Below are 25,340 nucleotides of genomic sequence, written 5' to 3'. Positions count from 1 at the left end.
GCCGATGCCGGGGCCCGGACGTGGGAGGATCGGAGTGGCGGGCCGGGGCCGCGCACCCGGTCGCGCCGTTGCCGTACGCGAGGACGCGTGTACGGACGGCAGTACCAGGCGCGAGCACTGAGGAGCACCGTTGAGCAGGTTGCGCTGGCTGACCGCGGGGGAGTCCCACGGTCCCGCACTCGTGGCGACGCTGGAGGGCCTTCCCGCCGGCGTGCCGATCACCACGGAGATGGTGGCCGGCCATCTGGCCCGGCGCCGGCTCGGGTACGGGCGCGGTGCGCGGATGAAGTTCGAGCAGGACGAGGTCACCTTCCTCGGCGGTGTCCGGCACGGGCTGACGCTGGGTTCCCCGGTCGCGGTCATGGTGGGCAACACCGAGTGGCCGAAGTGGGAACAGGTGATGGCGGCCGACCCGGTCGACCCGGAGATCCTGGCGGGCCTGGCGCGCAACGCCCCGCTGACCCGGCCGCGCCCCGGTCACGCCGACCTCGCCGGGATGCAGAAGTACGGTTTCGACGAGGCCCGGCCGATCCTGGAGCGCGCCTCCGCCCGGGAGACGGCGGCCCGGGTGGCGCTGGGCGCGGTGGCCCGGTCGTACCTGAAGGAGACAGCGGGCATCGAGATCGTCTCGCACGTCGTCGAGCTGGCCGCGGCGAAGGCGCCCTACGGCGTCTACCCCAAGCCCTCCGACGTCGAGAAGCTGGACGCCGACCCGGTGCGGTGCCTGGACGCGGACGCGTCGAAGGCGATGGTCGCGGAGATCGACCAGGCCCACAAGGACGGCGACACCCTGGGCGGTGTGGTCGAGGTGCTGGCCTACGGCGTGCCCGTCGGCCTCGGCTCGCACGTCCACTGGGACCGCAAGCTGGACGCGCGGCTGGCCGCCGCCCTGATGGGCATCCAGGCGATCAAGGGCGTGGAACTGGGCGACGGCTTCGGCCTGGCGCGGGTGCCCGGCTCGCAGGCGCACGACGAGATCGTCGCCACCGACGAGGGCATCAGGCGCACCTCGGGCCGCTCCGGCGGTACCGAGGGCGGTCTGACCACCGGTGAGCTGCTGCGGGTGCGCGCCGCGATGAAGCCGATCGCGACCGTGCCGCGGGCCCTGAAGACCGTGGACGTCGTCACCGGTGAGGCGACGGCCGCGCACCACCAGCGCTCGGACGTCTGCGCGGTCCCGGCGGCCGGCATCGTCGCCGAGGCGATGGTGGCGCTGGTGCTGGCGGACGCGGTGGCGGAGAAGTTCGGCGGCGACAGCGTGCCCGAGACCCGCCGCAACGTGCGCTCGTACCTCGAGAACCTGGCGATCCGATGAACGCGGTGCCCCTGGTCGTCCTGGTCGGTCCGATGGGGGTCGGCAAGTCCACCGTCGGACGGCTCCTCGCCGAGCGGCTCGGCGTGGGCTACCGGGACTCCGACGAGGACATCGTGGCCGAGCAGGGCCGGACGATCGCCGAGATCTTCGTCGACGAGGGCGAACCGGCCTTCCGCGCGATCGAGAAGCAGGCCGTCCTCCGGGCGCTCGCCGAGCACGACGGTGTCCTCGCCCTGGGCGGCGGCGCGATCCTGGACGCGGACACGCGCGCGTCGCTCGCGGGCCGGCGCGTCGTCTACCTCTCGATGGACGTCGAGGAGGCGGTCAAGCGCACCGGCCTCAACGCGGCCCGGCCGCTGCTGGCGGTCAACCCGCGCAAGCAGTGGCGCGAACTGATGCAGGCCCGCCGTCACCTGTACGAGGGGCTTGCCACGGCCGTCGTACCGACCGACGGCCGTACGCCCGAAGAGGTCACACAAGCCGCCCTGGACGCACTGGAGTTGAAGAACGCATGAGCGAGGCAGTCACCCGCATCCAGGTCGGCGGGACCGCGGGAAGCGAGCCGTACGAGGTCCTGGTCGGCCGTCAACTGCTGGGTGAACTGCCCGGGTTGATCGGTGACAGGGTCAAGCGGGTCGCGATCGTCCACCCGGAGGCACTCGCCGAGACCGGTGACGCGCTCCGCGCCGACCTGGCCGGGCAGGGCTACGAGGCCGTCGCCATCCAGGTGCCGAACGCGGAGGAGGCCAAGACCGCCGAGGTCGCCGCCTACTGCTGGAAGGCGCTCGGCCAGTCCGGCTTCACCCGCAGCGACGTCGTCATCGGCGTCGGCGGCGGCGCGACCACGGACCTCGCCGGTTTCGTGGCCGCGACCTGGCTGCGCGGCGTGCGCTGGATCGCCGTCCCGACCACCGTGCTGGCCATGGTGGACGCGGCCGTCGGCGGCAAGACCGGCATCAACACCGCCGAGGGCAAGAACCTCGTCGGTTCCTTCCACCCGCCGGCCGGTGTGCTGTGCGACCTGGCCGCGCTGGACTCCCTCCCGGTCAACGACTACGTCTCCGGGCTCGCCGAGATCATCAAGGCCGGCTTCATCGCCGACCCGACGATCCTGGAACTCATCGAGGCCGACCCGGAGGCCGCCCGCACCCCGGCCGGCCCGCACACCGCCGAACTCATCGAGCGCTCCATCCGGGTCAAGGCCGAGGTCGTCTCCTCCGATCTCAAGGAGTCGGGCCTGAGGGAGATCCTCAACTACGGCCACACCCTCGCCCACGCCATCGAGAAGAACGAGCGCTACCAGTGGCGGCACGGCGCCGCCGTCTCCGTCGGCATGCACTTCGCCGCCGAACTGGGACGTCTCGCGGGCCGGCTGGACGACACCACGGCCGACCGGCACCGCACGGTGCTGGAGTCGGTGGGCCTGCCCCTGCACTACCGCTACGACCAGTGGCCCAAGCTGCTGGAGACCATGAAGGTCGACAAGAAGTCCCGAGGCGACCTGCTGCGCTTCATCGTCCTGGACGGCCTGGCCAAGCCCACCGTCCTGGAGGGACCCGACCCGGCCGTCCTCCTCGCCGCGTACGGCGAGGTGGGCCAGTAGGCCCCGCCTTACTCCCTCGCCCGATGCGCGGTACGCCACCGGGCACTTCGGACCGCCCCCGGCCGTTTCACCTCATGACGGCGGGGGCGGTACCGTTCGAACGGAGCCTCACCCACGCCCTCTAGGCTGTGGGGGGAAGCGGGTCCGCCCCGCTGTCAGCGCCCATCGCCTGATACGAGACGGAGTGGCACCGGATGCAGCACGCAGTGGGTTCTCCGCTGCCACCGCCCCACCAGCCGGGGCGCGGACCGGCCACCGGCTGGTCGCCGGCCGCACACCACCCGGGCCCGCACCCCCCGGGCGCGCACCAGGGCCCCGCCCCCGTGCCTCCGCCGCCTCCCGCCCCGGGATTCACCGGCGGGCCCCCGGCTCCCGTGCCCCCGACGCCGCAGCACGCCCCGGCGTCCCCGGTTCCGGACACCACCGGCCATCTGCCGCTGCCGCCCGGCGGGCCCGTCGGCATGCCCAGCGCGCCGCCCGCAGCCACGCCCGACGCGGCCGCCACCACGCTCGCGGTGCTGCTCATCGGCCCGGCGGGCGCCGGCAAGACCAGCGTCGCCAAGTACTGGGCGGACCACCGCCGGGTCCCCACCGCCCACATCAGCCTCGACGACGTACGCGAATGGGTCCGCTCCGGCTTCGCCGACCCCCAGTCCGGGTGGAACGACCACTCCGAGGCGCAGTACCGCCTGGCCCGCCGCACCTGCGGTTTCGCCGCGCGCAACTTCCTCGCCAACGGCATCTCGTGCATCCTCGACGACGCCGTCTTCCCTGACCGCCCGGTCGTCGGCCTCGGCGGCTGGAAGCGGCACGTGGGGCCGGGCCTGCTCCCGGTGGTCCTGCTGCCCGGCCTGGAGATCGTCCTGGAGCGCAACGCCCAACGGGCCGGCAACCGCCGTCTCGCCGACGAGGAGGTCGCCCGCATCCACGGCCGCATGGCCGGCTGGTACGGCTCCGGCCTTCCGATCATCGACAACTCCCAGCTCGACGTTCCACGGACGGCCCAGCTCCTGGACGACGTACTGGCACGGTCGATCGCGAGCCCGCCGCAGTGGTGAACGGACGGGACTGACCCACCCGGGGCCCGGCTGCCGGGTGTGGCGCGAACGCCCCGCGGGCCGCGGGCGGAGGGCGGCCGCTCAGCGGAGCGGGGTCCCCCGATCGGCGTCTGCCCACTCGGCCTCTCCCGAGCGGCGGCCCACCTGCCAAGCTCCTAGGCTCGTGTCATGTCAGAGGTCCACGCTGCCCGCCGAGCCCGCCTACGGGAACGCTGCCAAGCCAGCGGCAGCGCCTCCGCGCTGGTCTCCCGCCCTGCCAACGTCCGCTACCTCGCAGGCACCGCCCCACACGGCGCCGTCCTGCTGCTCGGCAGGACCGAGGACATGCTGTTGTGTCCCGGCCCGCCGGACGACCGTCTCGCGCACGGCCGGCCCGACGAGACGCTGCGGGTGCAGCGGCTGTCCGGACCCGGCGCCGATCCCGCCGTCGCGGCGGCCGGCCTCGCGGCGGCGCGGGCCGGCGAAGCCCTCGCCGTCGAGGAGCACCACCTCACCGTCGCCCGGCACCGGGCCATCCGCTCGGTCGCGCCGCGGCTGCGCCTGGCCGACCTGGGCGGAGCGGTCGAACAGCTGAGGGTGATCAAGGACGAGGAGGAGATCTCCTGCCTGCGGATCGGCGCCGAGATCGCCGACCAGGCACTGGGCGAGCTGCTCGAATCCATCCTCGTCGGCCGCACCGAACGCCACCTCGCCCTCGAACTGGAGCGCCGCCTCGTCGACCACGGAGCCGACGGCCCCGCCTTCGCGACCTCCGTCGCCACCGGCCCGAACTCCGGCAGACGCGGCCACCGCCCCACCGACCGACGGGTCGAGGAGGGCGACTTCCTCTCCGTCTGCCTCGGCGCGACCTACCGCGGCTACCGCTGCGAGATCGGCCGCACCTTCGTCATCGGTACGTCCCCCACCGACTGGCAGATCGAGCTGTACGACCTCGTCTTCGCCGCTCAGCGCGCCGGCCGGGAGGCCCTGGCCCCCGGTGTCGCCCACCGCGAGGTGGACCGTGCGGCACGTCAGGTGCTGGACTCCGCGGGGTACGCGGAAAGCCTTCCGGCCCTGACGGGACACGGTGTCGGGCTCGAAATCGCCGAGGACCCGCAGTTGGGCCCCGCGGCCATGGGTAAACTGGACGCTTGCGTGCCGGTCACCGTCGAACCCGGGGTCCACCTCCCGGGCCGGGGCGGCGTCCGGATCGATGACACGCTCGTCGTCCGCCCCGAGGCGGACGGCGGACCCGAGCTACTCACCATCACGACCAAGGAGCTGCTCGCCCTTTAGCCAGGTGCGTGCGCCGGGGTCGTCCACGTCAGTCCAGGAGATTCCGCAACCGTGGCTTCCACGAACGACCTCAAGAACGGCCTCGTGCTCAAGCTCGACGGAGGCCAGCTCTGGTCCGTCGTCGAGTTCCAGCACGTCAAGCCCGGCAAGGGCCCGGCCTTCGTGCGCACCAAGCTGAAGAACGTGCTTTCCGGCAAGGTCGTCGACAAGACGTTCAACGCCGGCGTCAAGGTCGAGACGGCCACGATCGACAAGCGCGACATGCAGTTCTCCTACATGGACGGCGAGTACTTCGTCTTCATGGACATGGAGACCTACGACCAGCTGATGGTCGACCGCAAGGCCGTCGGCGACGCCGCCAACTTCCTGATCGAGGGCTTCACGGCCACCGTGGCGCAGCACGAGGGCGAGGTGCTCTTCGTCGAGCTGCCGGCCGCCGTCGAGCTGGTCGTCCAGGAGACCGAGCCGGGCGTGCAGGGTGACCGCTCCACCGGCGGCACCAAGCCCGCCACGCTGGAGACCGGCCACCAGATCCAGGTGCCGCTCTTCATCACCACCGGTGAGAAGATCAAGGTCGACACCCGCACGAGCGACTACCTCGGCCGGGTGAACAGCTAACCGTGGCTGCCCGCAACACGGCCCGCAAGCGTGCCTTCCAGATCCTCTTCGAGAGCGACCAGCGCGACGCGGACGTCCTGACGGTCCTCGCGGACTGGATCCGGCTCTCCCGGGACGACACCCGGCAGCCGCCGGTGAGCGAGTACACGATGCAGCTGGTCGAGGGCTACGCGCAGCACGCGAAGCGCATCGACGAGCTGATCTCGCAGTACTCGGTCGGCTGGACGCTCGACCGCATGCCGGTCGTCGACCGCAGCATCCTGCGGCTCGGCGCCTACGAGCTGATCTGGGCGGACGAGACGCCGGACGCCGTCGTGCTGGACGAGATGGTGCAGCTGGCGAAGGAGTTCTCCACGGACGAGTCGCCCTCGTTCGTCAACGGTCTGCTCGGCCGCTTCAAGGAGCTGAAGCCCTCGCTGCGCCGTGACGAGGCGTGAGAGGTACCGGCGGAGCGGTACGACACGCGTTCAGGGCCCGTAGCGCGAATGCTGCGGGCCCTGTGGCGTTCGGGTGCCTCAGGGGCTCCCGACGGGCGCAGAAAGCCGCCGGGGTGGCCGGAACGGTGAAGTTCCGGCCACCCCGGCGGCACGTTTCTGCTGAGGCGGGAAGCGGTTCAGCTCTCCTCGTGGGACGCCACCGCACGGCGCGCGTCCGCGTCCAGCACGCCCCAGCTGATCAGCTGCTCGGTGAGAACGGAGGGCGACTGGTCGTAGATGACGGCGAGTGTGCGCAGGTCGTCCTGACGGATCGAGAGCACCTTGCCGTTGTAGTCACCGCGCTGGGACTGGATCGTGGCCGCGTACCGCTGTAGCGGGCCCGCCTTCTCGGCCGGCACGTGTGCCAGCCGCTCCAGGTCCAGGACCAGCTTCGGCGGCGGCTCGGCGGCGCCGCCCGGGGTGGTGCCCGGCAGCAGCTCCTGGACCGGAACGCCGTAGAAATCCGCCAGCTCGGCGAGGCGCTGCACGGTCACGGCGCGGTCGCCGCGCTCGTACGAACCGACCACGACGGCCTTCCAGCGCCCCTGCGACTTCTCCTCGACACCGTGGAGGGAAAGGCCCTGCTGGGTGCGGATGGCCCGGAGCTTGGCCCCGAGCTGTTTGGCGTATTCGCTGGACATATAGCTCCCCGGACACTGTGTCGACGCGGCTGGGAGATTTCCATGCCGCGCGGCTGGTAACTCACTGTGAGGTTACGCAGCGTTACTCTGCTGCGTCAAGCCGAATGGTCCGCACCGATGCTTCCGTGGCAGCCGTGACCGGTTGGGCCATAGGGGTGATCAGGCGTCTCCTGTGACCTGCTACCGTGGATGGCGCAAATCCGACGTCCTTTAAGGTCCGTCCCGTGAGGCGGAGAAGGAGGTCCGTTTCATATGGACGCCCAGCAGGATCCACAGCACTCCGACGCGCGGCCCGTTCTCGAAGGCCCCGACATCGCACGGGTGTTGACCCGTATCGCGCACGAGATCGTCGAACGCGCCAAAGGCGCCGACGACGTGGTGCTCCTCGGCATCCCGACCCGGGGCGTCTTCCTCGCCCAGCGTCTCGCCGCCAAGCTCGAGCAGATCACCGAGCGCAAGATCCCCGTCGGTTCGCTCGACATCACCATGTACCGCGACGACCTGCGCATGCACCCGCCGCGTGCGCTGGCCCGCACCGACATCCCCGGCGACGGCCTCGACGGCAAGCTGGTCGTCCTCGTCGACGACGTGCTCTTCTCCGGCCGCACCATCCGCGCCGCCCTCGACGCCCTGAACGACCTCGGGCGTCCCCGAGCCGTGCAGCTCGCGGTGCTGGTCGACAGAGGCCACCGCGAACTGCCCATCCGCGCCGACTACGTCGGCAAGAACCTCCCCACGTCGTTGCGGGAGACGGTCAAGGTCCAGCTCGCCGAGGAGGACGGTCGCGACACCGTGCTGCTCGGTCTGAAGCCGGCCGCCCCGGGCGAGCGGCAGCAGTAGCGACGCGCCGTACGGCATCCCCGTACGCCCTGTGGCCATGCCCTCGCCTGCCCGGATTCTCCCGAACTGAACTGCCCTACGGAGCCTGACAGATGCAGCGTCATCTCATCTCGGCCGCCGATCTCACCCGCGACGACGCCGTCCTGATCCTCGACACCGCCGAGGAGATGGCCCGGGTCGCCGACCGGCCGATCAAGAAACTGCCCACCCTGCGCGGCCGCACGATCGTCAACCTCTTCTTCGAGGACTCCACCCGGACCCGGATCTCCTTCGAGGCCGCCGAGAAGCGCCTGTCCGCGGACGTCATCAACTTCTCCGCCAAGGGCTCCAGCGTGTCCAAGGGCGAGTCCCTGAAGGACACCGCCCAGACCCTGGAGGCCATGGGCGTCGACGCCGTCGTGATCCGGCACGGCGCCTCCGGAGCGCCGTACCGCCTCGCCAACTCCGGCTGGATCGACGCCGCCGTCATCAACGCCGGTGACGGCACCCACCAGCACCCCACCCAGGCGCTGCTCGACGCGTTCACCATGCGCCGCCGGCTCGTCGGCCGGGACGCCGGGCTCGGCCAGGACCTCGCCGGCAAGCGCATCACGCTCGTCGGCGACGTCCTGCACAGCCGGGTCGCCCGCTCCAACGTCGACCTGCTGCACACGCTCGGCGCCGAGGTCACCCTGGTCGCCCCGCCCACCCTGGTGCCGGTCGGCGTCGAGGCCTGGCCCTGCGAGGTGTCGTACGACCTCGACAGCACGCTCTCCAAGTCGGACGCGGTGATGATGCTGCGGGTCCAGCGGGAGCGCATGAACGCGGCATTCTTCCCGACCGAGCGCGAGTACGCGCGGCGGTACGGCCTCGACGGGCAGCGCATGGCGCGGATGCCCGAGCACGCCATCGTGATGCACCCCGGGCCGATGGTCCGCGGCATGGAGATCACCGCCGAGGTCGCCGACTCCGAGCGCTGCACCGTCGTCGAGCAGGTCACCAACGGGGTCTCCATCCGGATGGCGGTCCTGTACCTGCTGCTGGGCGGCGCCGTGGTCGACGCCAAGAACGTGCCCGCCGGCTCTCACACCCGTACCGAGGAGAAGTAGGACACATGAGCAAGATCCTGATCCGTGGTGCGAAGGTGCTCGGCGGCGAGCCGCAGGACGTGCTGATCGACGGCGAGATCATCGCCGAGGTGGGCAGCGGCCTGTCCGACGAGGGTGCCGTGGTCGTCGAGGCCGGCGGCAAGGTGCTGCTGCCGGGCCTGGTCGACCTGCACACCCACCTGCGCGAGCCCGGCCGCGAGGACTCCGAGACCGTGCTGACCGGCACGCGGGCGGCCGCCTCCGGCGGCTACACCGCCGTGTTCGCGATGGCCAACACCTTCCCGGTCGCCGACACCGCCGGCGTGGTCGAGCAGGTCTACCGGCTCGGCCAGGAGCACGGCTACTGCGACGTGCAGCCCATCGGCGCCGTCACCGTCGGCCTGGAGGGCAAGAAGCTCGCCGAGCTGGGCGCCATGCACGAGTCCGCCGCCGGGGTCACCGTCTTCTCCGACGACGGCAAGTGCGTCGACGACGCCGTGATCATGCGGCGCGCCCTGGAGTACGTGAAGGCCTTCGGCGGGGTCGTCGCCCAGCACGCGCAGGAGCCGCGGCTGACGGAGGGCGCCCAGATGAACGAGGGCGTCGTCTCCGCGGAGCTGGGCCTCGGGGGCTGGCCCGCGGTGGCCGAGGAGTCGGTCATCGCCCGGGACGTCCTGCTCGCCGAGCACGTCGGCTCCCGCGTCCACATCTGCCACCTGTCGACCGCCGGATCCGTCGAGATCGTCCGCTGGGCCAAGTCCCGCGGCATCGACGTCACCGCCGAGGTCACCCCGCACCACCTGCTCCTCACCGACGAACTCGTGCGCACCTACAACCCGGTGTTCAAGGTCAACCCGCCGCTGCGCACCGAGCGGGACGTGCACGCCCTGCGCGAGGCGCTCGCCGACGGCACGATCGACATCGTGGCCACCGACCACGCCCCGCACCCGCACGAGGACAAGGACTGCGAGTGGGCCGCGGCCGCCATGGGCATGGTCGGTCTGGAGACCGCGCTGTCGGTGGTCCAGGAGACGATGGTGGCCACGGGTCTGCTGGACTGGGCCCAGGTCGCCGAGCGGATGTCCTTCACGCCCGCGCGGATCGGACGGGCGCAGGGCCACGGCCGTCCCGTCTCGGCAGGTGAGCCCGCCAACCTCACGCTCGTCGACACGGCATACCGTGGGTCCGTGGACCCCGCGGGCTTCGCCTCGCGCAGCCGGAACACCCCGTACGAGGGGCGTGAGCTGCCGGGCCGTGTGACGCACACCTGGCTCCGGGGCAAGGCCACGCTCGTCGACGGGAAGCTCACGTGACACCTGTAATCCTGCTGGCCGCCGAGAGGAAATCGGCTGAGGTCACCGACTGGGCCGCGCGCCTCGGCTGGCTCGTCGGACTCGCCCTCTTCGTGGCGCTCGTCTACTGGCTGATGCGCGAGGGCTGGAAGTGGCGCGGCACGCTCCAGGGCGACCTGCCCGAGCTGCCGGCCACACCGGACCTGCCGGGCACGGCGAGACTGACGATGAGCGGCCGCTACCACGGCTCCACCACCGCCGGTCAGTGGCTCGACCGCATCGTGGCGCACGGCCTGGGCACCCGCAGCCGGGTCGAGCTCACCCTCACGGACGCCGGACTCGACGTCGTCCGTCCCGGGGCGTCGGACTTCTTCGTCCCCCGGGAGGCCCTGCGCGAGGCCCGGCTCGACAAGGGCATCGCCGGCAAGGTCCTCACCGAGGGCGGTCTGCTCGTGGTGACCTGGGCACACGGCGAGCGGCTGATCGACTCCGGCTTCCGCTCCGACCACGCGGCCGAGCACAACGAGTGGGCCGACACCATCAACTCCATGATCAAGACAACCACCACGGAAGGCGCCGAACGATGACGACCTCCACCAAGGGACTCGCCTCCGACCGGAAGGCGCCTCCCGCCGTACTCGTCCTCGAGGACGGCCGGATCTTCCGCGGCCGCGCCTACGGGGCCGTGGGGGCGACCTTCGGCGAGGCCGTGTTCTCCACCGGCATGACCGGCTACCAGGAGACCCTCACCGACCCGTCGTACCACCGCCAGGTCGTCGTGATGACCGCCCCGCACGTCGGCAACACCGGGATCAACGACGAGGACCCCGAGTCCAGGCGCATCTGGGTCGCCGGATACGTCGTGCGCGACCCCGCGCGCGTGCCGTCCAGCTGGCGCTCCCGCCGCACCCTCGACGACGAGTTGCGCGAGCAGGGGGTCGTGGGCATCTCCGGCATCGACACCCGCGCCCTGACCCGCCATCTGCGCGAGCGCGGCGCCATGCGCGTCGGCATCTTCTCCGGTGAGGCCCTGCGCGACGAGGACGCCCTGCTCGCCGAGGTCCGCCAGGTCCCCGAGATGAAGGGCGCCGACCTCTCGGCGGAGGTCGCCACCAAGGAGGCGTACGTCGTCCCGGCGATCGGCGAGAAGAAGTTCACCGTCGCCGCCGTCGACCTCGGCATCAAGGGCATGACCCCGCACCGGATGGCCCAGCGCGGCATCGAGGTGCACGTGCTGCCCGCCACCGCGAGCGCCGAGGAGGTGTACGCCGTCCAGCCCGACGGCGTGTTCTTCTCCAACGGGCCCGGTGACCCGGCCGCCGCCGACCACCCGGTCGCCCTCATGCGGGAGGTGCTGGAGCGCGGCACGCCGCTGTTCGGCATCTGCTTCGGCAACCAGATCCTCGGACGGGCGCTGGGCTTCGGCACGTACAAGCTGAAGTACGGCCACCGCGGCATCAACCAGCCGGTGCAGGATCGTTCGACCGGCAAGGTCGAGGTCACCGCGCACAACCACGGCTTCGCCGTGGACGCCCCGCTGGACCAGGTCTCCGACACCCCCTACGGCCGTGCGGAGGTCTCCCACGTCTGCCTGAACGACAATGTGGTGGAGGGGCTCCAGCTCCTCGACCGCCCCGCCTTCAGCGTCCAGTACCACCCCGAAGCGGCAGCCGGCCCGCACGACGCCGCCTACCTGTTCGACCGCTTCGTATCCCTGATGGAGGGCCAGCGTGCCTAAGCGCACCGATATCCAGTCCGTCCTGGTCATCGGCTCCGGCCCGATCGTCATCGGCCAGGCCGCCGAGTTCGACTACTCCGGCACCCAGGCGTGCCGCGTCCTGAAGGCCGAGGGTCTGCGGGTCGTCCTCGTCAACTCCAACCCGGCGACGATCATGACCGACCCGGAGATCGCCGACGCCACCTACGTCGAGCCGATCACCCCGGAGTTCGTCGAGAAGATCATCGCGAAGGAGCGGCCGGACGCGCTGCTGCCCACCCTGGGCGGCCAGACGGCCCTCAACACGGCGATCTCGCTGCACGAGAACGGCGTCCTGGACAAGTACGGCGTCGAGCTCATCGGCGCCAACGTCGAGGCGATCCACAAGGGCGAGGACCGCGACCAGTTCAAGCTGGTCGTCGACGCGGTGCACCGCAAGATCGGCTACGGCGAGAGTGCCCGCTCCTACATCTGCCACTCCATGGACGACGTGCTGAAGGGCGTCGAGCAGCTCGGCGGCTACCCCGTCGTCGTCCGCCCGTCCTTCACCATGGGCGGCGCCGGTTCCGGCTTCGCGCACGACGAGGAGGAGCTGCGCCGGATCGCCGGCCAGGGCCTGACCCTCTCGCCGACCACCGAGGTGCTCCTGGAGGAGTCCATCCTCGGCTGGAAGGAGTACGAGCTGGAGCTGATGCGCGACAAGAACGACAACGTCGTGGTCGTCTGCTCCATCGAGAACTTCGACCCCATGGGCGTGCACACCGGCGACTCGATCACCGTCGCCCCCGCGATGACGCTCACCGACCGTGAGTACCAGATCCTGCGGGACATCGGCATCGCCGTCATCCGCGAGGTCGGCGTCGACACCGGCGGCTGCAACATCCAGTTCGCGGTGGACCCCGCGGACGGCCGGGTGATCGTCATCGAGATGAACCCGCGCGTGTCGCGCTCCTCGGCGCTCGCCTCCAAGGCCACCGGCTTCCCGATCGCCAAGATCGCCGCGAAGCTCGCCGTGGGCTACACGCTCGACGAGATCCCGAACGACATCACCGAGCAGACCCCCGCCTCCTTCGAGCCGACGCTCGACTACGTGGTGGTCAAGGCTCCGCGCTTCGCCTTCGAGAAGTTCCCGTCCGCCGACTCCACGCTGACCACGACCATGAAGTCGGTCGGCGAGGCCATGGCGATCGGCCGCAACTTCACCGAGGCCTTCCAGAAGGCGCTGCGCTCGCTGGAGAAGAAGGGCAGCCAGTTCACGTTCGTGGGCGAGCCCGGCGACAAGGCCACCCTCCTGACGGAGGCGGTCCGGCCCACCGACGGCCGGATCAACACCGTCATGCAGGCGATCCGCGCCGGAGCGACCCAGGAGGAGATCTTCGACTACACGAAGATCGACCCGTGGTTCGTGGACCAGCTCTTCCTGATCAAGGAGATCGCGGACGAGCTGGCCGGGGCGCCGGAGCTGACCCGCGAGCTGCTCGCCGAGGCCAAGCGGCACGGCTTCTCCGACCAGCAGATCGGCGAGATCCGGGGCCTGCGCGAGGACGTCGTGCGCGAGGTGCGGCACGCGCTGGGCCTGCGCCCGGTGTACAAGACGGTCGACACCTGCGCCGCCGAGTTCGCCGCGAAGACGCCGTACTTCTACTCCTCCTACGACGAGGAGAGCGAGGTCGCCCCGCGCGAGAAGCCGGCCGTCATCATCCTGGGCTCCGGACCCAACCGCATCGGCCAGGGCATCGAGTTCGACTACTCCTGCGTGCACGCCTCCTTCGCGCTGTCCGACGCCGGGTACGAGACCGTGATGGTCAACTGCAACCCGGAGACCGTCTCCACCGACTACGACACCTCCGACCGGCTGTACTTCGAGCCGCTGACGCTGGAGGACGTGCTGGAGATCGTCCACGCGGAGGCGCAGGCGGGTCCGATCGCGGGCGTGATCGTGCAGCTCGGCGGCCAGACCCCGCTGGGCCTGGCGCAGGCGCTGAAGGACAACGGCGTACCGGTCGTGGGCACGCCCCCCGAGGCCATCCACGCCGCCGAGGACCGCGGCGCCTTCGGGCAGGTCCTCGCGGAGGCCGGCCTCCCGGCGCCCAAGCACGGCACCGCCACCACCTTCGCCGGCGCCAAGGCCATCGCCGACGAGATCGGCTACCCCGTCCTCGTCCGGCCCTCGTACGTCCTCGGCGGACGCGGCATGGAGATCGTGTACGACGAGACCCGCCTGGAGTCGTACATCGCCGAGTCGACAGAGATCAGCCCCTCGCGGCCGGTCCTGGTCGACCGCTTCCTCGACGACGCGATCGAGATCGACGTCGACGCCCTCTACGACGGCCAGGAGCTCTACCTCGGCGGCGTCATGGAGCACATTGAGGAGGCCGGCATCCACTCCGGCGACTCGGCGTGCGCGCTGCCTCCGATCACGCTGGGCGGCTTCGACATCAAGCGCCTGCGGGCCTCGACGGAGGCCATCGCGAAGGGGGTCGGCGTCCGCGGCCTGATCAACATCCAGTTCGCGATGGCGGGCGACATCCTCTACGTCCTGGAAGCCAACCCGCGGGCCTCCCGCACGGTCCCCTTCACCTCGAAGGCGACCGCGGTGCCGCTGGCGAAGGCCGCCGCCCGGATCTCCCTGGGCGCGACCATCGCCGAACTGCGCGCCGAGGGCCTGCTCCCGGCGACCGGCGACGGCGGTGAGCTGCCGCTGGACGCGCCGATCTCCGTCAAGGAGGCCGTCATGCCGTGGTCGCGCTTCCGCGACGTCCACGGGCGGGGCGTCGACACGATCCTCGGCCCGGAGATGCGCTCCACCGGCGAGGTCATGGGCATCGACTCCGTCTTCGGCACGGCGTACGCCAAGTCGCAGGCGGGTGCCTACGGCCCGCTGCCCACCAAGGGCCGGGCGTTCATCTCGGTCGCGAACCGCGACAAGCGCTCGATGATCTTCCCGGCGCGCGAACTCGTCGCCCACGGCTTCGAGCTGCTCGCCACCTCCGGCACGGCCGAGGTCCTCCGGCGCAACGGCATCAACGCCACGGTCGTGCGCAAGCAGTCCGAGGGCATCGGCCCGAACGGCGAGAAGACCATCGTCCAGCTCATCCACGACGGCGAGGTCGACCTCATCGTCAACACCCCGTACGGCACCGGCGGCCGCCTCGACGGCTACGACATCCGTACGGCGGCCGTGGCCCGGTCCGTGCCGTGCCTCACGACGGTCCAGGCGCTCGCCGCGGCCGTCCAGGGCATCGACGCCCTCACCCACGGCGACGTGGGTGTGCGCTCACTCCAGGAACACGCGGAACACCTGACCGCGGCCCGCGACTAGCAGCCCCGAGGGGGACACCGGAAACGGTGTCCCCCTCTTCATGAGGCTCACCGAGGCTTCAAGAGGACACAGAGATGTACAAGATCTTCTTCCGTCTGGTCTTTCGGCGGATGGACCCCGAGCAGGCCCACCACCTCGCCTTCCGCTGGATCCGGCTCGCCGTGCGCGTCCCCGTGCTGCGCACCTTCCTGGCCGCCGCGCTCGCGCCCCGCTACAAGGAGCTGCGCACGGAGGCCTTCGGCCTGCGCATGCACGGCCCGTTCGGGCTCGCCGCCGGCTTCGACAAGAACGCGGTCGCCATCGACGGCATGTCGATGCTCGGCTTCGACCACGTGGAGATCGGCACGGTGACCGGACAGGCGCAGCCCGGCAACCCCGGGCAGCGGCTGTTCCGGCTGGTGAAGGACCGCGCGCTGATCAACCGCATGGGCTTCAACAACGACGGCTCGCTGGCCGTGGCCGCCCGCCTGGCGTCCCGCGAGCCCGTCTTCAGGACCGTCGTGGGCGTGAACATCGGCAAGACCAAGGTCGTCCCGGAGGAGGAGGCCGTCGGCGACTACGTGACGTCGGCCGAACGGCTCGCGCCCTACGCCGACTACCTGGTCGTCAACGTGTCGTCGCCGAACACCCCCGGGCTGCGCAACCTCCAGGCCACCGACGCGCTGCGCCCGCTGCTGACCGCCGTCCGCGAGGCCGCCGACCGCAGGGTGACCTCGCGCCGCGTCCCGCTGCTGGTGAAGATCGCGCCGGACCTTGCCGACGAGGACGTCGACGCGGTCGCCGACCTGGCCGTCGAACTCGGCCTGGACGGGATCATCGCCACCAACACGACCATCGCGCGCGAGGGGCTCGGCCTCAGCTCCGACACCTCCCTGGTCAAGGAGACCGGCGGCCTGTCCGGCGCGCCCCTGAAGGAGCGCTCCCTGGAGGTGCTGCGCCGCCTCTACGCGCGCGTGGGCGACCGGATCACCCTGGTGGGCGTCGGCGGCGTCGAGGACGCCGAGGACGCCTGGCAGCGCATCCTGGCGGGTGCCACGCTGGTCCAGGGCTACAGCGCGTTCATCTACCAGGGCCCCTTCTGGGGCCGCGCCATCCACAAGGGACTCGCCGCCCGTCTGCGGACCAGCCCGTACGCCACCCTCGCCGACGCGGTCGGCGCCGACGTCAGGAAGCCGGCATGAGCGCTCCCGCACCCTTCGGCGCTCGCCTGCGCCGCGCCATGGACGAGCGCGGGCCCCTGTGTGTCGGCATCGACCCGCACGCGTCCCTGCTCGCCGAGTGGGGCCTGAGCGACGACGTCGCGGGCCTGGAGCGCTTCAGCCGGACCGTCGTCGAGGCCGTGGCCGACCGGGTCGCCGTCCTCAAGCCGCAGAGCGCGTTCTTCGAGCGTTTCGGGTCCCGCGGCGTCGCGGTGCTGGAGAAGTCGGTCGAGGAGGCGCGGGCGGCCGGCGCGCTGGTGGTGATGGACGCCAAGCGCGGCGACATCGGCTCGACCATGGCCGCGTACGCCGAGTCCTTCCTGCACCGGGACGCGCCGCTGTTCTCGGACGCCCTGACCGTCTCGCCGTACCTCGGTTACGGCTCGCTGCGCCCGGCGATCGCGCTGGCGCGGGAGAACGGCGCGGGACTGTTCGTGCTGGCGCTGACCTCCAACCCGGAGGGCGGCGAGGTCCAGCACGCGGTGCGCGCGGACGGCCGGACCGTCGGCGCGACGATGCTGGCCCACCTGGCCGCCGAGAACGCGGGGGAGGAGCCCCTGGGCTCCTTCGGGGCGGTCGTCGGCGCCACCCTCGGTGACCTGTCCTCGTACGACCTGGCCATCAACGGTCCGCTGCTGGCGCCGGGCATCGGTGCCCAGGGGGCCACTCCGTCCGACCTTCCCGGTGTCTTCGGGGCCGCGGTGCGCGATGTCCTGCCGAACGTCAGCCGGGGTGTTCTGCGTCACGGTCCCGACGTCGGCGCCCTGCGGGCGGCCGCGGACCGGTTCGCGGCCGAGATCCGGGCCGCCGTGGACGCCTCCTGAGTCCTCCCCGACCTTCGGCCGAGTCCTCCGATGAGTGGGCCGGGGCCGACTTGAGCCTGAATACATTCTCAAATCCGGGGCAATATGTCCGAAATGTACGAGCTGGCAAAGGCTGACCAGGACTTTTCCGCTGTTCTCGCTGACTCTGGCGCCCTTGGCCGCTAGTCTCCGACGAGAGTCAACGGGCGAGTGTGTTGTCCGTGGCTCACCAGGTGTGGGGCGATCAGGTTCCTCACCGGTCCGTATCCGACAGTTCTACATCCGAGGTGACGTAGGCGTGGCTCTTCCGCCCCTTACCCCTGAACAGCGCGCAGCCGCGCTCGAAAAGGCCGCCGCGGCTCGCCGGGAGCGGGCCGAGGTCAAGAATCGACTCAAGCACTCCGGCGCCTCCCTGCACGAGGTCATCAAGCAGGGCCAGGAGAACGACGTCATCGGCAAGATGAAGGTCTCCGCCCTGCTTGAGTCCCTCCCGGGCGTGGGCAAGGTCCGCGCCAAGCAGATCATGGAGCGACTCGGTATCTCCGAGAGCCGCCGCGTACGCGGTCTCGGTTCCAACCAGATCGCCTCTCTTGAGCGTGAGTTCGGCAGTACCGGCTCCTGAATCCGGGTACTCCGGACCGGGAGTCCCGGGCACTCCGGGATAGCTGGAATAATCGCTGCATGAGTGAACGTCCGCGGCTGACCGTGCTCTCCGGCCCCTCTGGGGTCGGCAAGAGCACGGTCGTCGCTCATATGCGCAAGGAACACCCCGAGGTCTGGCTGTCGGTGTCGGCGACGACCCGTCGGCCCCGCCCCGGCGAGAAGCACGGAGTCCAGTACTTCTTCGTCACCGACGAGGAGATGGACAAGCTGATCGCCAACGGTGAGCTGCTGGAATGGGCCGAGTTCGCCGGCAACCGGTACGGCACGCCGCGTGCGGCGGTGCTGGAGCGCCTGGAGGCGGGTGAGCCCGTCCTCCTGGAGATCGATCTCCAGGGTGCCCGGCAGGTCCGCGAGTCCATGACGGACGCCCAGCTGGTGTTCCTGGCTCCCCCCTCCTGGGAGGAGCTGGTGCGCCGACTCACGGGACGGGGCACCGAGCCGCCCGAGGTGATCGAGCGCCGTCTGGACGCGGCGAAGGTCGAACTGGCGGCCGAGCCGGAGTTCGACGAGACCCTCGTCAACACCTCCGTCGAGGATGTGGCGCGTGAGCTGCTAGCCTTGATGGATGTTGTGTGATCGCTGATTCTCCGGGATCCTGACGGATTCGGTGATCACGACCGGTCTTTTCCCATCCATCGGAAGGTAGAGCGTGTCCTCTTCCATCTCCGCGCCCGAGGGCATCATCAACCCGCCGATCGACGAGCTCCTCGAGGCCACCGACTCGAAGTACAGCCTCGTGATCTACGCGGCCAAGCGGGCCCGCCAGATCAACGCGTACTACTCGCAGCTCGGCGAGGGCCTCCTCGAGTACGTCGGTCCGCTCGTCGACACCCACGTCCACGAGAAGCCGCTCTCGATCGCCCTGCGCGAGATCAACGCGGGACTGCTGACGTCCGAGGCCATCGAGGGCCCGGCGCAGTAATATTTTAGGTTTGCGGTGAGCTTTTCCACAGGCCCGGCGGCGCGACCGCCGGGCCTGTGGTGTGTGATGGAGTCGTACGGCGGGAGCCGCGGCGTACGTTTCCGAGGTGCGGGGAGAGACGGTGGACAAGCCGAGGGTCGTTCTGGGCGTCAGCGGTGGCATCGCCGCGTACAAGGCCTGTGAGCTGCTGCGCAGACTGACCGAGTCGGGACACGACGTCCGGGTGGTGCCGACCGCCTCCGCCCTGCACTTCGTCGGCGCCGCCACCTGGTCCGCCCTCTCCGGCCACCCGGTCTCGACCGAGGTGTGGGACGACGTCCACGAGGTCCCGCACGTCCGCATCGGCCAGCACGCCGACCTGGTCGTCGTCGCCCCGGCCACCGCGGACACGATCGCGAAGGCCGCCCACGGCCTCGCCGACGACCTCCTCACCAACACCCTGCTCACCGCCCGCTGTCCGGTCGTCTTCGCCCCCGCCATGCACACGGAGATGTGGGAGCACCCGGCCACCCAGGAGAACGTGGCGACGCTGCGCCGCCGCGGCGCGGTCGTCATCGAGCCGGCCGTCGGCCGCCTCACCGGCGTCGACACGGGCAAGGGCCGGCTGCCCGATCCCGCCGAGATCTTCGAGGTCTGCCGCCGTGTCCTGGCCCGGGGTGTCACCGAGCCGGACCTCAGGGGCCGGCACGTCGTCATCAGCGCCGGCGGCACCCGTGAGCCCCTCGACCCGGTCCGCTTCCTCGGCAACCGCTCCTCCGGCAAGCAGGGCTACGCCCTCGCCCGTACCGCGGCGGCCCGGGGCGCCCGGGTCACCCTGGTCGCGGCGAACGCCGGGCTGCCGGACCCGGCGGGGGTGGACGTCGTCCCGGTCGGCACGGCGGTGCAGCTGCGGGAGGCGGTCCTGAAGGCGGCCGCGGACGCCGACGCGGTGGTGATGGCCGCGGCGGTCGCCGACTTCCGCCCGGAGACCTACGCGGCCGGGAAGATCAAGAAGAGGGACGGCCAGGAGCCGGACCCCGTCGTGCTCGTGCGGAATCCGGACATCCTCGCGGAGATCTCCGCCGACCGCGCCCGCCCCGGCCAGGTGGTCGTCGGCTTCGCCGCCGAGACGGACGACGTGCTGGCCAACGGCCGCACCAAACTGCGGCGCAAGGGCTGTGACCTGCTCGTGGTGAACGAGGTGGGGGAGCGCAAGACCTTCGGCTCCGAGGAGAACGAGGCCGTGGTCCTGGGTGCCGACGGCAGCGAGACACCGGTCCCGCACGGACCGAAGGAAGCCCTGGCCGATACCGTGTGGGACCTCGTGGTCGAACGGCTGGGATGAACGTCTCGTTCTGCTCAAGGATCGCGCGGGCCTCGCAGATTGGGGCGTGGCGCCCCTGGCCAAGGCCGCCGGGGATTGGGCAGAATGCCCGTGCCGCAGGTCACAGCGTTCCCGAGAGGCGAGACGGGAGTCCGGTGGCCGAACGCGACCGATAAACTGTTCTCGGACGACGCCGGGCGCAGCCCCCGTCCCGTCCGCCAATGATCAGCCAGCAGCCGCTGCAACCCCAGGGAGCGTTGTGTCCCGTCGTCTGTTCACCTCGGAGTCAGTGACCGAGGGTCACCCCGACAAGATCGCTGACCAGATCAGCGACACCATTCTCGACGCGCTTCTGCGTGAGGACCCCACGTCCCGGGTCGCCGTCGAGACGCTGATCACGACCGGCCTGGTGCATGTGGCCGGTGAGGTCACCACCAAGACCTACGCACCCATCGCGCAGCTCGTGCGCGACAAGATCCTGGAGATCGGCTACGACTCCTCGAAGAAGGGCTTCGACGGCGCCTCCTGCGGCGTGTCGGTGTCCATCGGGGCCCAGTCCCCGGACATCGCCCAGGGTGTCGACACGGCCTACGAGTCCCGGGTCGAGGGCGACGAGGACGAGCTGGACCGCCAGGGCGCCGGCGACCAGGGCCTGATGTTCGGCTACGCGTGCGACGAGACGCCGACCCTGATGCCGCTGCCGATCTTCCTGGCGCACCGGCTGTCGAAGCGCCTGTCCGAGGTGCGCAAGAACGGCACGATCCCCTACCTGCGCCCGGACGGCAAGACGCAGGTCACCATCGAGTACGACGGCGACAAGGCCGTCCGTCTCGACACGGTCGTGGTGTCCTCGCAGCACGCCTCCGACATCGACCTGGAGTCGCTGCTGGCCCCCGACATCCGCGAGTTCGTCGTGGAGCCGGAGCTGAAGGCGCTGCTCGACGAGGGCATCAAGCTGGAGACCGAGGGCTACCGCCTCCTGGTGAACCCGACCGGCCGCTTCGAGATCGGCGGTCCGATGGGCGACGCGGGCCTGACCGGCCGCAAGATCATCATCGACACGTACGGCGGCATGGCCCGCCACGGCGGCGGCGCCTTCTCCGGCAAGGACCCGTCCAAGGTGGACCGTTCGGCGGCGTACGCGATGCGCTGGGTCGCCAAGAACGTGGTGGCCGCGGGTCTGGCCACGCGCTGCGAGGTGCAGGTGGCGTACGCGATCGGCAAGGCCGAGCCGGTCGGACTGTTCGTGGAGACCTTCGGTACGGCCAAGGTCGACACCGACCGGATCGAGAAGGCGATCGAGGAGGTCTTCGACCTCCGTCCGGCCGCCATCATCCGCGACCTCGACCTGCTCCGCCCGATCTACTCCCAGACCGCGGCGTACGGCCACTTCGGCCGTGAGCTCCCCGACTTCACCTGGGAGCGCACGGACCGCGTGGACGCGCTGCGCGAGGCGGCGGGGCTGTAAGGCCCGCCCACTGCTCACGCCGAGGCCCGGTCCCCCTCGGGGGCCGGGCCTCGGCGCGTTCCGGCCGCGGGGTGACGGCGAGCCGGGAGGGCCGTCACCTGGCGTCGTCGGTGGCGGACTCGGGTGCCGGCGGACTCGGACGTCGCGGGCACTCGGGCGCCGGCGGAGGGCTCGGTGCTCGGCGAGGGGCTCGGGCGTCGGCGGTTGTCAGTGGGGTTTGGTAAGAATGCAAGGGTGAGCAGCGAGAACGGGGCGGTGGAGGGTGGGGCCGAGGGGGCGCCGCCCGAGCAGCTTGCGCTCATCCGGGAGACCGTGCGGAAGGCTCAGGTGCCGCGGGCCAAGCCGCGCACGTGGCGGGGGGCCGCGCTCGCCAAGGAACTGCCGGTCGCCCGGGTGCTGGTCGACAAGGGCGTGCTCCATCTCGACCGCTACTTCGACTACGCGGTGCCCGAGGACCTCGACGCGCAGGCGCAGCCCGGGGTGCGGGTGCGGGTGCGGTTCGGGGCCGGACGGCATCGCGTGCGGGAAGGGCGGCGTGAGGGCGGGGGGCTGATCGACGGGTTCCTCATCGAGCGGCTCGCCGAGTCCGACTACCCCGGGCCGCTGGCGGCGCTGGCGCAGGTCGTCTCGCCGGAGCCGGTGCTCGGCGCGGAGTTGCTGGGGCTGGCCCGAGCCGTCGCCGACCGGTATGCGGGCAGCCTCGCCGATGTGTTGCAGCTCGCCGTGCCGCCGCGCAACGCGCGGGCCGAGCAGCGGCCCTCACCCGCCCCGCTGCCGCCGCCCGGTGCGCCCGACGCGGCCTCCTGGGGGCGGTACGGCCACGGGGCCGCGTTCGTGGAGTCGCTGGCCGCCGGTGGTGCCCCGCGTGCGGTGTGGAACGCGCTGCCGGGGCCCGAGTGGAGCGACGAGCTGGCGCGGGCCGTCGTCGCGACGCTGGCCTCCGGACGCGGCGCGCTGGTCGTCCTGCCGGACGGGCGGGCCGTCGCCCGCGTCGATGCCGCGCTGACCGCGCTGCTGGGCCAGGGGCGGCACGCGGTGCTCACCGCCGACGCCGGGCCCGAGAAGCGGTACCGGGAGTGGCTGGCCGTGCGGCGGGGGAGCGTACGGGCCGTCGTGGGGACACGGGCCGCCATGTTCGCCCCGGTGCGGAACCTCGGGCTCGTCGCGATGTGGGAGGACGGCGACGACAGCCACAGCGAACAGCACGCCCCTCAGCCGCATGCGCGGGAGGTGCTCCTGCTGCGGGCTGCGCAGGACAAGTGCGGCTTCCTGCTCGGGAGTTGGAGTTGCACCGTCGAAGCCGCGCAGCTCGTGGAGAGCGGCTGGGCCCGGCCGCTGGTGGCCGGACGGGAGCAGGTGCGCACGGCGGCGCCGCTGGTCAGGACCGTGGGTGACGGGGACCTCGCGCGGGACGAGGCGGCGCGGGCCGCGCGGCTGCCGACCCTGGCCTGGCAGGTCGTCAGGGAGGGACTGCGGCACGGGCCGGTGCTCGTGCAGGTGCCCCGGCGCGGGTATGTGCCGAGGATGGCGTGCGCCGGCTGCCGGGCGCCCGCCCGCTGCCGGCACTGTGCCGGGCCGCTGGAGGCGCGGGAATCCGGGGCCGCGCTGCGGTGCGGCTGGTGCGGGCGTGAGGACGCCGCCTGGCACTGCCCGGAGTGCGGGGGCTTCCGGCTGCGGGCGCAGGTCGTGGGGGCCCGGCGGACCGCCGAGGAGCTGGGACGGGCGTTTCCGGCGGTCCCGGTGCGGACCTCCGGGCGGGAACAGGTGCTGGACACCGTCTCGTCAGCGCCCGCGCTGGTGGTGAGTACACCGGGGGCCGAACCCGTCGCCGACGGCGGCTACGCGGCCGCCCTGCTGCTGGACGGCTGGGCCATGCTCGGGCGGCCCGACCTGCGCGCCGGTGAGGACGCGCTGCGCCGCTGGATCGGGGCGGCGGCGCTGGTACGGCCGCAGGGCGCGGGGGGCACCGTCGTGGTCGTCGCCGAGCCCACGTTGCGGCCGGTGCAGGCGCTGGTGCGGTGGGACCCCGTGGGCCACGCGGTGCGGGAGCTCGCCGAGCGGGCCGAGCTGGGTTTTCCGCCGGTGTCCCGGATGGCGGCCGTGTCGGGGCCCGCGGAAGCGGTCGCCGAGTTCCTGCGGGCGGTGGAACTGCCGTCGGACGCCCAGGTGTTGGGCCCGGTCCCGGTTCCCGTCGGCGTCGACGGCCGCCCGCGCCGGGCCGGGGCGCCGCCCGGCGGGGAGTCCGGGGAGCGGGCGCTGGTCCGGGTGCCGCCGGGGAGCGGGGCGGCGTTGGCGTCCGCCCTGAAGGCGGCGCAGGCGGCGCGGATGGCGCGCGGGGGTGCGGAGGCGGCGGTCCGGGTGCGGATCGATCCGCCGGACATCGGGTGAGTGCGCAATCGTGACCGGACGGGCTGGGTCGGCCGACCCGGCTCATCACGGCCAGGCGTGTCCGGGCCGACCGGTCCGGGCTTGTCCTGCCCGGCTTCCGCTGTCTCACCCACGGTGTGACGTCCGCGCCGAGGAACCGGCTGCTGGGACGTGCGTCTGTCGGTGGGGCGGGCCGGTCGGGCGGGTGGCTCGCTCCTGGGTGGGGTGGGCCGGCAGACCCGGGCTCGGCGCGGTGGGCCTGTCCTGCCGTCCTGCCTCGACCGGCCTCGTTGTCTTGCTGACGGGGACGTCCGCGCCGAGGAACCGGCTGCCGGGGGCGTGCGTGGGCGGGCCGGTCGGGCGGGTGGCTCGCTCCTGGGTGGGGTGGGCCGGCACCCCAGGCGGGTCGGGCTGTCCCGCCCGGGCGGATGCCACCCCGGCCCGTGGGACGGGACACGTCGGCCGACCCCGCTCAGCCCGTCCCGGCCTGTGCCGGCCCCCGGGATGTCTGCGGCAGCCCCCGGAACGGGGCCCCACCGACACACGTCTGCCCTCCCGGACGTGGGCCGGGAGGGCAGGGGACAGCGGGACGGGTCAGCCGTTGCGGGGGCCGGGGAACGCGGTGGGCCTGGCCTCGTCGCGGAGGGACGGGCTGCCCGCGGTCGGCTGGGTGGGCATGGAGCGGGCGGCGGGGACCGTCGGCACCGTGGAGATGCCGGCGCCCACGTTGACCGTGCGGGAGGCCGAGGGGTCCGCGGCCCGCTCGGTCTCGGCGGCGGCCTGGGTCGCGGCCCGCCGGGCGCCGTAACGGCGGTGCACCGCCTGCTTGGTGACCCCCAGCGCGGAACCCACCGCGTCCCACGAGAAGCCGAGTGAGCGGTCGAAGTCCACGGCGGCCGTGACCAGGGTCTCGACACTGTCCCGCAGTTCCTGGGCGAGACGGACCGTCGGAGCGGGGGCGCGTCCGTAGACGACGAAGCCCGCGGACGGGCCGGAGCGGCGCGGGCGGTAGACGTTGCCCAACTGGGCGGTCAGCGTGCGCAGTGCGTCCACCTGCCGGCGGACCCGCTCGATGTCCCGCACCAGCAAGTGCAGGCTGGCCCGAGCCTGGGCGTCGTGGGTTGCGTGGTCGGCCATGAACAAGCCTCTCGAACCGGCGTTGAAAAGGAGCGGGCCGCGCGATGTGCGGCCCGTTGGGGTCAACTCTTTCTTGACCAACGCCGATTCGCTCCGCTGGTCACGCACGGGGGGCGTGGGGACATACGTGTACGCCCCCGAAAGGGTGATCGCGCCTTGATCGTCGGCCTCGCGTTCCGCGGGTCGGCCGTCGGCGGCGGCTTTGCGCCCGTGGTCATAGACTTGGGCGCTGCCCGCATCAGCACTGCCCGAGA

The 25,340-nt window shown here is 71.8% G+C and carries 23 protein-coding genes; 21 read left to right on the top strand and 2 right to left on the bottom strand.

All coding sequences use genetic code 11. The annotated features are described in order from the left end of the window. Positions 1-130: 130 nt before the first annotated feature. The 7 genes from aroC (at position 131) to nusB (ending at position 6,306) form a co-directional block, all read left to right on the top strand. Positions 131-1,315: a chorismate synthase gene (gene aroC / locus QQS16_RS09860; protein ID WP_286061246.1), complete on the top strand. Its 1,185-nt coding sequence runs from the start codon at positions 131-133 to the stop codon at positions 1,313-1,315. Then, a complete protein-coding gene (locus QQS16_RS09855; RefSeq protein WP_286061245.1) occupies positions 1,312-1,830 on the top strand; it encodes a shikimate kinase in 519 nt (172 codons plus the stop codon). The genes aroC and QQS16_RS09855 overlap by 4 nt, the downstream gene beginning before the upstream one ends. Continuing rightward, positions 1,827-2,918, top strand: a complete 1,092-nt coding sequence (gene aroB / locus QQS16_RS09850) for a 3-dehydroquinate synthase (protein WP_286061244.1) — start codon at positions 1,827-1,829, stop codon at positions 2,916-2,918. Before QQS16_RS09855 ends, aroB begins: the two co-directional genes overlap by 4 nt. A gap of 194 nt (positions 2,919-3,112) precedes the next feature. Beyond that, positions 3,113-3,976 (top strand): Pro-rich N-terminal domain-containing protein, encoded by an 864-nt coding sequence (locus tag QQS16_RS09845; protein WP_286061243.1) that lies wholly within the window; start codon positions 3,113-3,115, stop codon positions 3,974-3,976. Positions 3,977-4,144: 168 nt separating this feature from the next. Further along, positions 4,145-5,251, top strand: a complete 1,107-nt coding sequence (locus QQS16_RS09840) for an aminopeptidase P family protein (protein WP_286061242.1) — start codon at positions 4,145-4,147, stop codon at positions 5,249-5,251. A gap of 51 nt (positions 5,252-5,302) precedes the next feature. Beyond that, complete coding sequence (gene efp / locus QQS16_RS09835; protein ID WP_151468475.1) at positions 5,303-5,869, top strand: elongation factor P; 567 nt, start codon at positions 5,303-5,305, stop codon at positions 5,867-5,869. A gap of 2 nt (positions 5,870-5,871) precedes the next feature. Further along, the gene (gene nusB / locus QQS16_RS09830; protein WP_286061241.1) at positions 5,872-6,306 is read left to right on the top strand and encodes a transcription antitermination factor NusB; all 435 of its coding nucleotides are present in this window, start codon (positions 5,872-5,874) and stop codon (positions 6,304-6,306) included. Positions 6,307-6,482: 176 nt separating this feature from the next. On the opposite strand, the gene bldD is transcribed toward nusB, so the two are convergent. Then, a complete protein-coding gene (gene bldD, locus QQS16_RS09825; protein ID WP_030038549.1) occupies positions 6,483-6,986 on the bottom strand; it encodes a transcriptional regulator BldD in 504 nt (167 codons plus the stop codon). Positions 6,987-7,238: 252 nt separating this feature from the next. Between bldD and pyrR the strand changes: the two genes are divergently transcribed. The 14 genes from pyrR to QQS16_RS09755 all read left to right on the top strand — a co-directional run bounded on the left by pyrR (position 7,239) and on the right by QQS16_RS09755 (position 23,970). Next, positions 7,239-7,826, top strand: coding sequence for a bifunctional pyr operon transcriptional regulator/uracil phosphoribosyltransferase PyrR (pyrR, locus tag QQS16_RS09820; protein ID WP_286061239.1), 588 nt, complete (start codon positions 7,239-7,241; stop codon positions 7,824-7,826). A gap of 92 nt (positions 7,827-7,918) precedes the next feature. Then, positions 7,919-8,914 carry an aspartate carbamoyltransferase catalytic subunit gene (locus QQS16_RS09815; protein ID WP_286061238.1) on the top strand — a complete coding sequence of 332 codons (996 nt, stop codon included), beginning with the start codon at positions 7,919-7,921 and terminating at the stop codon, positions 8,912-8,914. 5 nt (positions 8,915-8,919) lie between these two features. Beyond that, positions 8,920-10,206 (top strand): dihydroorotase, encoded by a 1,287-nt coding sequence (locus tag QQS16_RS09810; protein WP_286061237.1) that lies wholly within the window; start codon positions 8,920-8,922, stop codon positions 10,204-10,206. Beyond that, the gene (locus QQS16_RS09805; protein ID WP_286061236.1) at positions 10,203-10,772 is read left to right on the top strand and encodes a PH-like domain-containing protein; all 570 of its coding nucleotides are present in this window, start codon (positions 10,203-10,205) and stop codon (positions 10,770-10,772) included. The genes QQS16_RS09810 and QQS16_RS09805 overlap by 4 nt, the downstream gene beginning before the upstream one ends. Beyond that, on the top strand, positions 10,769-11,923 hold the full coding sequence (carA, locus tag QQS16_RS09800; RefSeq protein WP_286061235.1) for a glutamine-hydrolyzing carbamoyl-phosphate synthase small subunit: 1,155 nt from the start codon (positions 10,769-10,771) through the stop codon (positions 11,921-11,923). The genes QQS16_RS09805 and carA overlap by 4 nt, the downstream gene beginning before the upstream one ends. Further along, a complete protein-coding gene (gene carB, locus QQS16_RS09795) occupies positions 11,916-15,224 on the top strand; it encodes a carbamoyl-phosphate synthase large subunit (protein WP_286061234.1) in 3,309 nt (1,102 codons plus the stop codon). The genes carA and carB overlap by 8 nt, the downstream gene beginning before the upstream one ends. Before the next feature lie 74 nt (positions 15,225-15,298). Further along, on the top strand, positions 15,299-16,405 hold the full coding sequence (locus tag QQS16_RS09790) for a quinone-dependent dihydroorotate dehydrogenase (protein WP_286061232.1): 1,107 nt from the start codon (positions 15,299-15,301) through the stop codon (positions 16,403-16,405). Next, on the top strand, positions 16,402-17,247 hold the full coding sequence (gene pyrF / locus QQS16_RS09785) for an orotidine-5'-phosphate decarboxylase (protein ID WP_286061231.1): 846 nt from the start codon (positions 16,402-16,404) through the stop codon (positions 17,245-17,247). The genes QQS16_RS09790 and pyrF overlap by 4 nt, the downstream gene beginning before the upstream one ends. Before the next feature lie 277 nt (positions 17,248-17,524). Further along, positions 17,525-17,848, top strand: a complete 324-nt coding sequence (locus QQS16_RS09780; RefSeq protein WP_003977346.1) for an integration host factor — start codon at positions 17,525-17,527, stop codon at positions 17,846-17,848. Positions 17,849-17,907: 59 nt separating this feature from the next. Then, on the top strand, positions 17,908-18,465 hold the full coding sequence (gene gmk / locus QQS16_RS09775; protein ID WP_286061230.1) for a guanylate kinase: 558 nt from the start codon (positions 17,908-17,910) through the stop codon (positions 18,463-18,465). A 73-nt stretch (positions 18,466-18,538) separates the two neighbouring features. Next, positions 18,539-18,811 carry a DNA-directed RNA polymerase subunit omega gene (gene rpoZ / locus QQS16_RS09770; RefSeq protein WP_003977348.1) on the top strand — a complete coding sequence of 91 codons (273 nt, stop codon included), beginning with the start codon at positions 18,539-18,541 and terminating at the stop codon, positions 18,809-18,811. A gap of 121 nt (positions 18,812-18,932) precedes the next feature. Then, complete coding sequence (gene coaBC, locus QQS16_RS09765) at positions 18,933-20,135, top strand: bifunctional phosphopantothenoylcysteine decarboxylase/phosphopantothenate--cysteine ligase CoaBC (RefSeq protein WP_286061229.1); 1,203 nt, start codon at positions 18,933-18,935, stop codon at positions 20,133-20,135. Between the two features lie 238 nt (positions 20,136-20,373). Beyond that, complete coding sequence (gene metK, locus QQS16_RS09760) at positions 20,374-21,582, top strand: methionine adenosyltransferase (RefSeq protein ID WP_286061228.1); 1,209 nt, start codon at positions 20,374-20,376, stop codon at positions 21,580-21,582. A gap of 234 nt (positions 21,583-21,816) precedes the next feature. After that, positions 21,817-23,970: a primosomal protein N' gene (locus tag QQS16_RS09755; protein WP_286061227.1), complete on the top strand. Its 2,154-nt coding sequence runs from the start codon at positions 21,817-21,819 to the stop codon at positions 23,968-23,970. A gap of 573 nt (positions 23,971-24,543) precedes the next feature. On the opposite strand, the gene QQS16_RS09750 is transcribed toward QQS16_RS09755, so the two are convergent. Beyond that, positions 24,544-25,086, bottom strand: coding sequence for a hypothetical protein (locus tag QQS16_RS09750; protein ID WP_286061226.1), 543 nt, complete (start codon positions 25,084-25,086; stop codon positions 24,544-24,546). Positions 25,087-25,340 lie beyond the last annotated feature (254 nt).

Source organism: Streptomyces sp. ALI-76-A (assembly GCF_030287445.1).
Lineage (GTDB): Bacteria > Actinomycetota > Actinomycetes > Streptomycetales > Streptomycetaceae > Streptomyces.
This window is presented reverse-complemented; position numbering and strand designations above follow the sequence as displayed.

Excerpts from the sequence above, each read along its gene's own strand:
- QQS16_RS09790 (WP_286061232.1), top strand. The coding sequence starts at position 15,299 with ATGTACAAGATCTTCTTCCGTCTGGTCTTTCGGCGGATGGACCCCGAG.
- QQS16_RS09845 (WP_286061243.1), top strand. The coding sequence starts at position 3,113 with ATGCAGCACGCAGTGGGTTCTCCGCTGCCACCGCCCCACCAGCCGGGG.
- pyrF (WP_286061231.1), top strand. The coding sequence starts at position 16,402 with ATGAGCGCTCCCGCACCCTTCGGCGCTCGCCTGCGCCGCGCCATGGAC.
- QQS16_RS09750 (WP_286061226.1), bottom strand. The coding sequence starts at position 25,086 with ATGGCCGACCACGCAACCCACGACGCCCAGGCTCGGGCCAGCCTGCAC.
- bldD (WP_030038549.1), bottom strand. The coding sequence starts at position 6,986 with ATGTCCAGCGAATACGCCAAACAGCTCGGGGCCAAGCTCCGGGCCATC.
- pyrR (WP_286061239.1), top strand. The coding sequence starts at position 7,239 with ATGGACGCCCAGCAGGATCCACAGCACTCCGACGCGCGGCCCGTTCTC.
- QQS16_RS09815 (WP_286061238.1), top strand. The coding sequence starts at position 7,919 with ATGCAGCGTCATCTCATCTCGGCCGCCGATCTCACCCGCGACGACGCC.
- aroB (WP_286061244.1), top strand. The coding sequence starts at position 1,827 with ATGAGCGAGGCAGTCACCCGCATCCAGGTCGGCGGGACCGCGGGAAGC.
- QQS16_RS09810 (WP_286061237.1), top strand. The coding sequence starts at position 8,920 with ATGAGCAAGATCCTGATCCGTGGTGCGAAGGTGCTCGGCGGCGAGCCG.
- carA (WP_286061235.1), top strand. The coding sequence starts at position 10,769 with ATGACGACCTCCACCAAGGGACTCGCCTCCGACCGGAAGGCGCCTCCC.
- gmk (WP_286061230.1), top strand. The coding sequence starts at position 17,908 with ATGAGTGAACGTCCGCGGCTGACCGTGCTCTCCGGCCCCTCTGGGGTC.
- QQS16_RS09840 (WP_286061242.1), top strand. The coding sequence starts at position 4,145 with ATGTCAGAGGTCCACGCTGCCCGCCGAGCCCGCCTACGGGAACGCTGC.
- QQS16_RS09855 (WP_286061245.1), top strand. The coding sequence starts at position 1,312 with ATGAACGCGGTGCCCCTGGTCGTCCTGGTCGGTCCGATGGGGGTCGGC.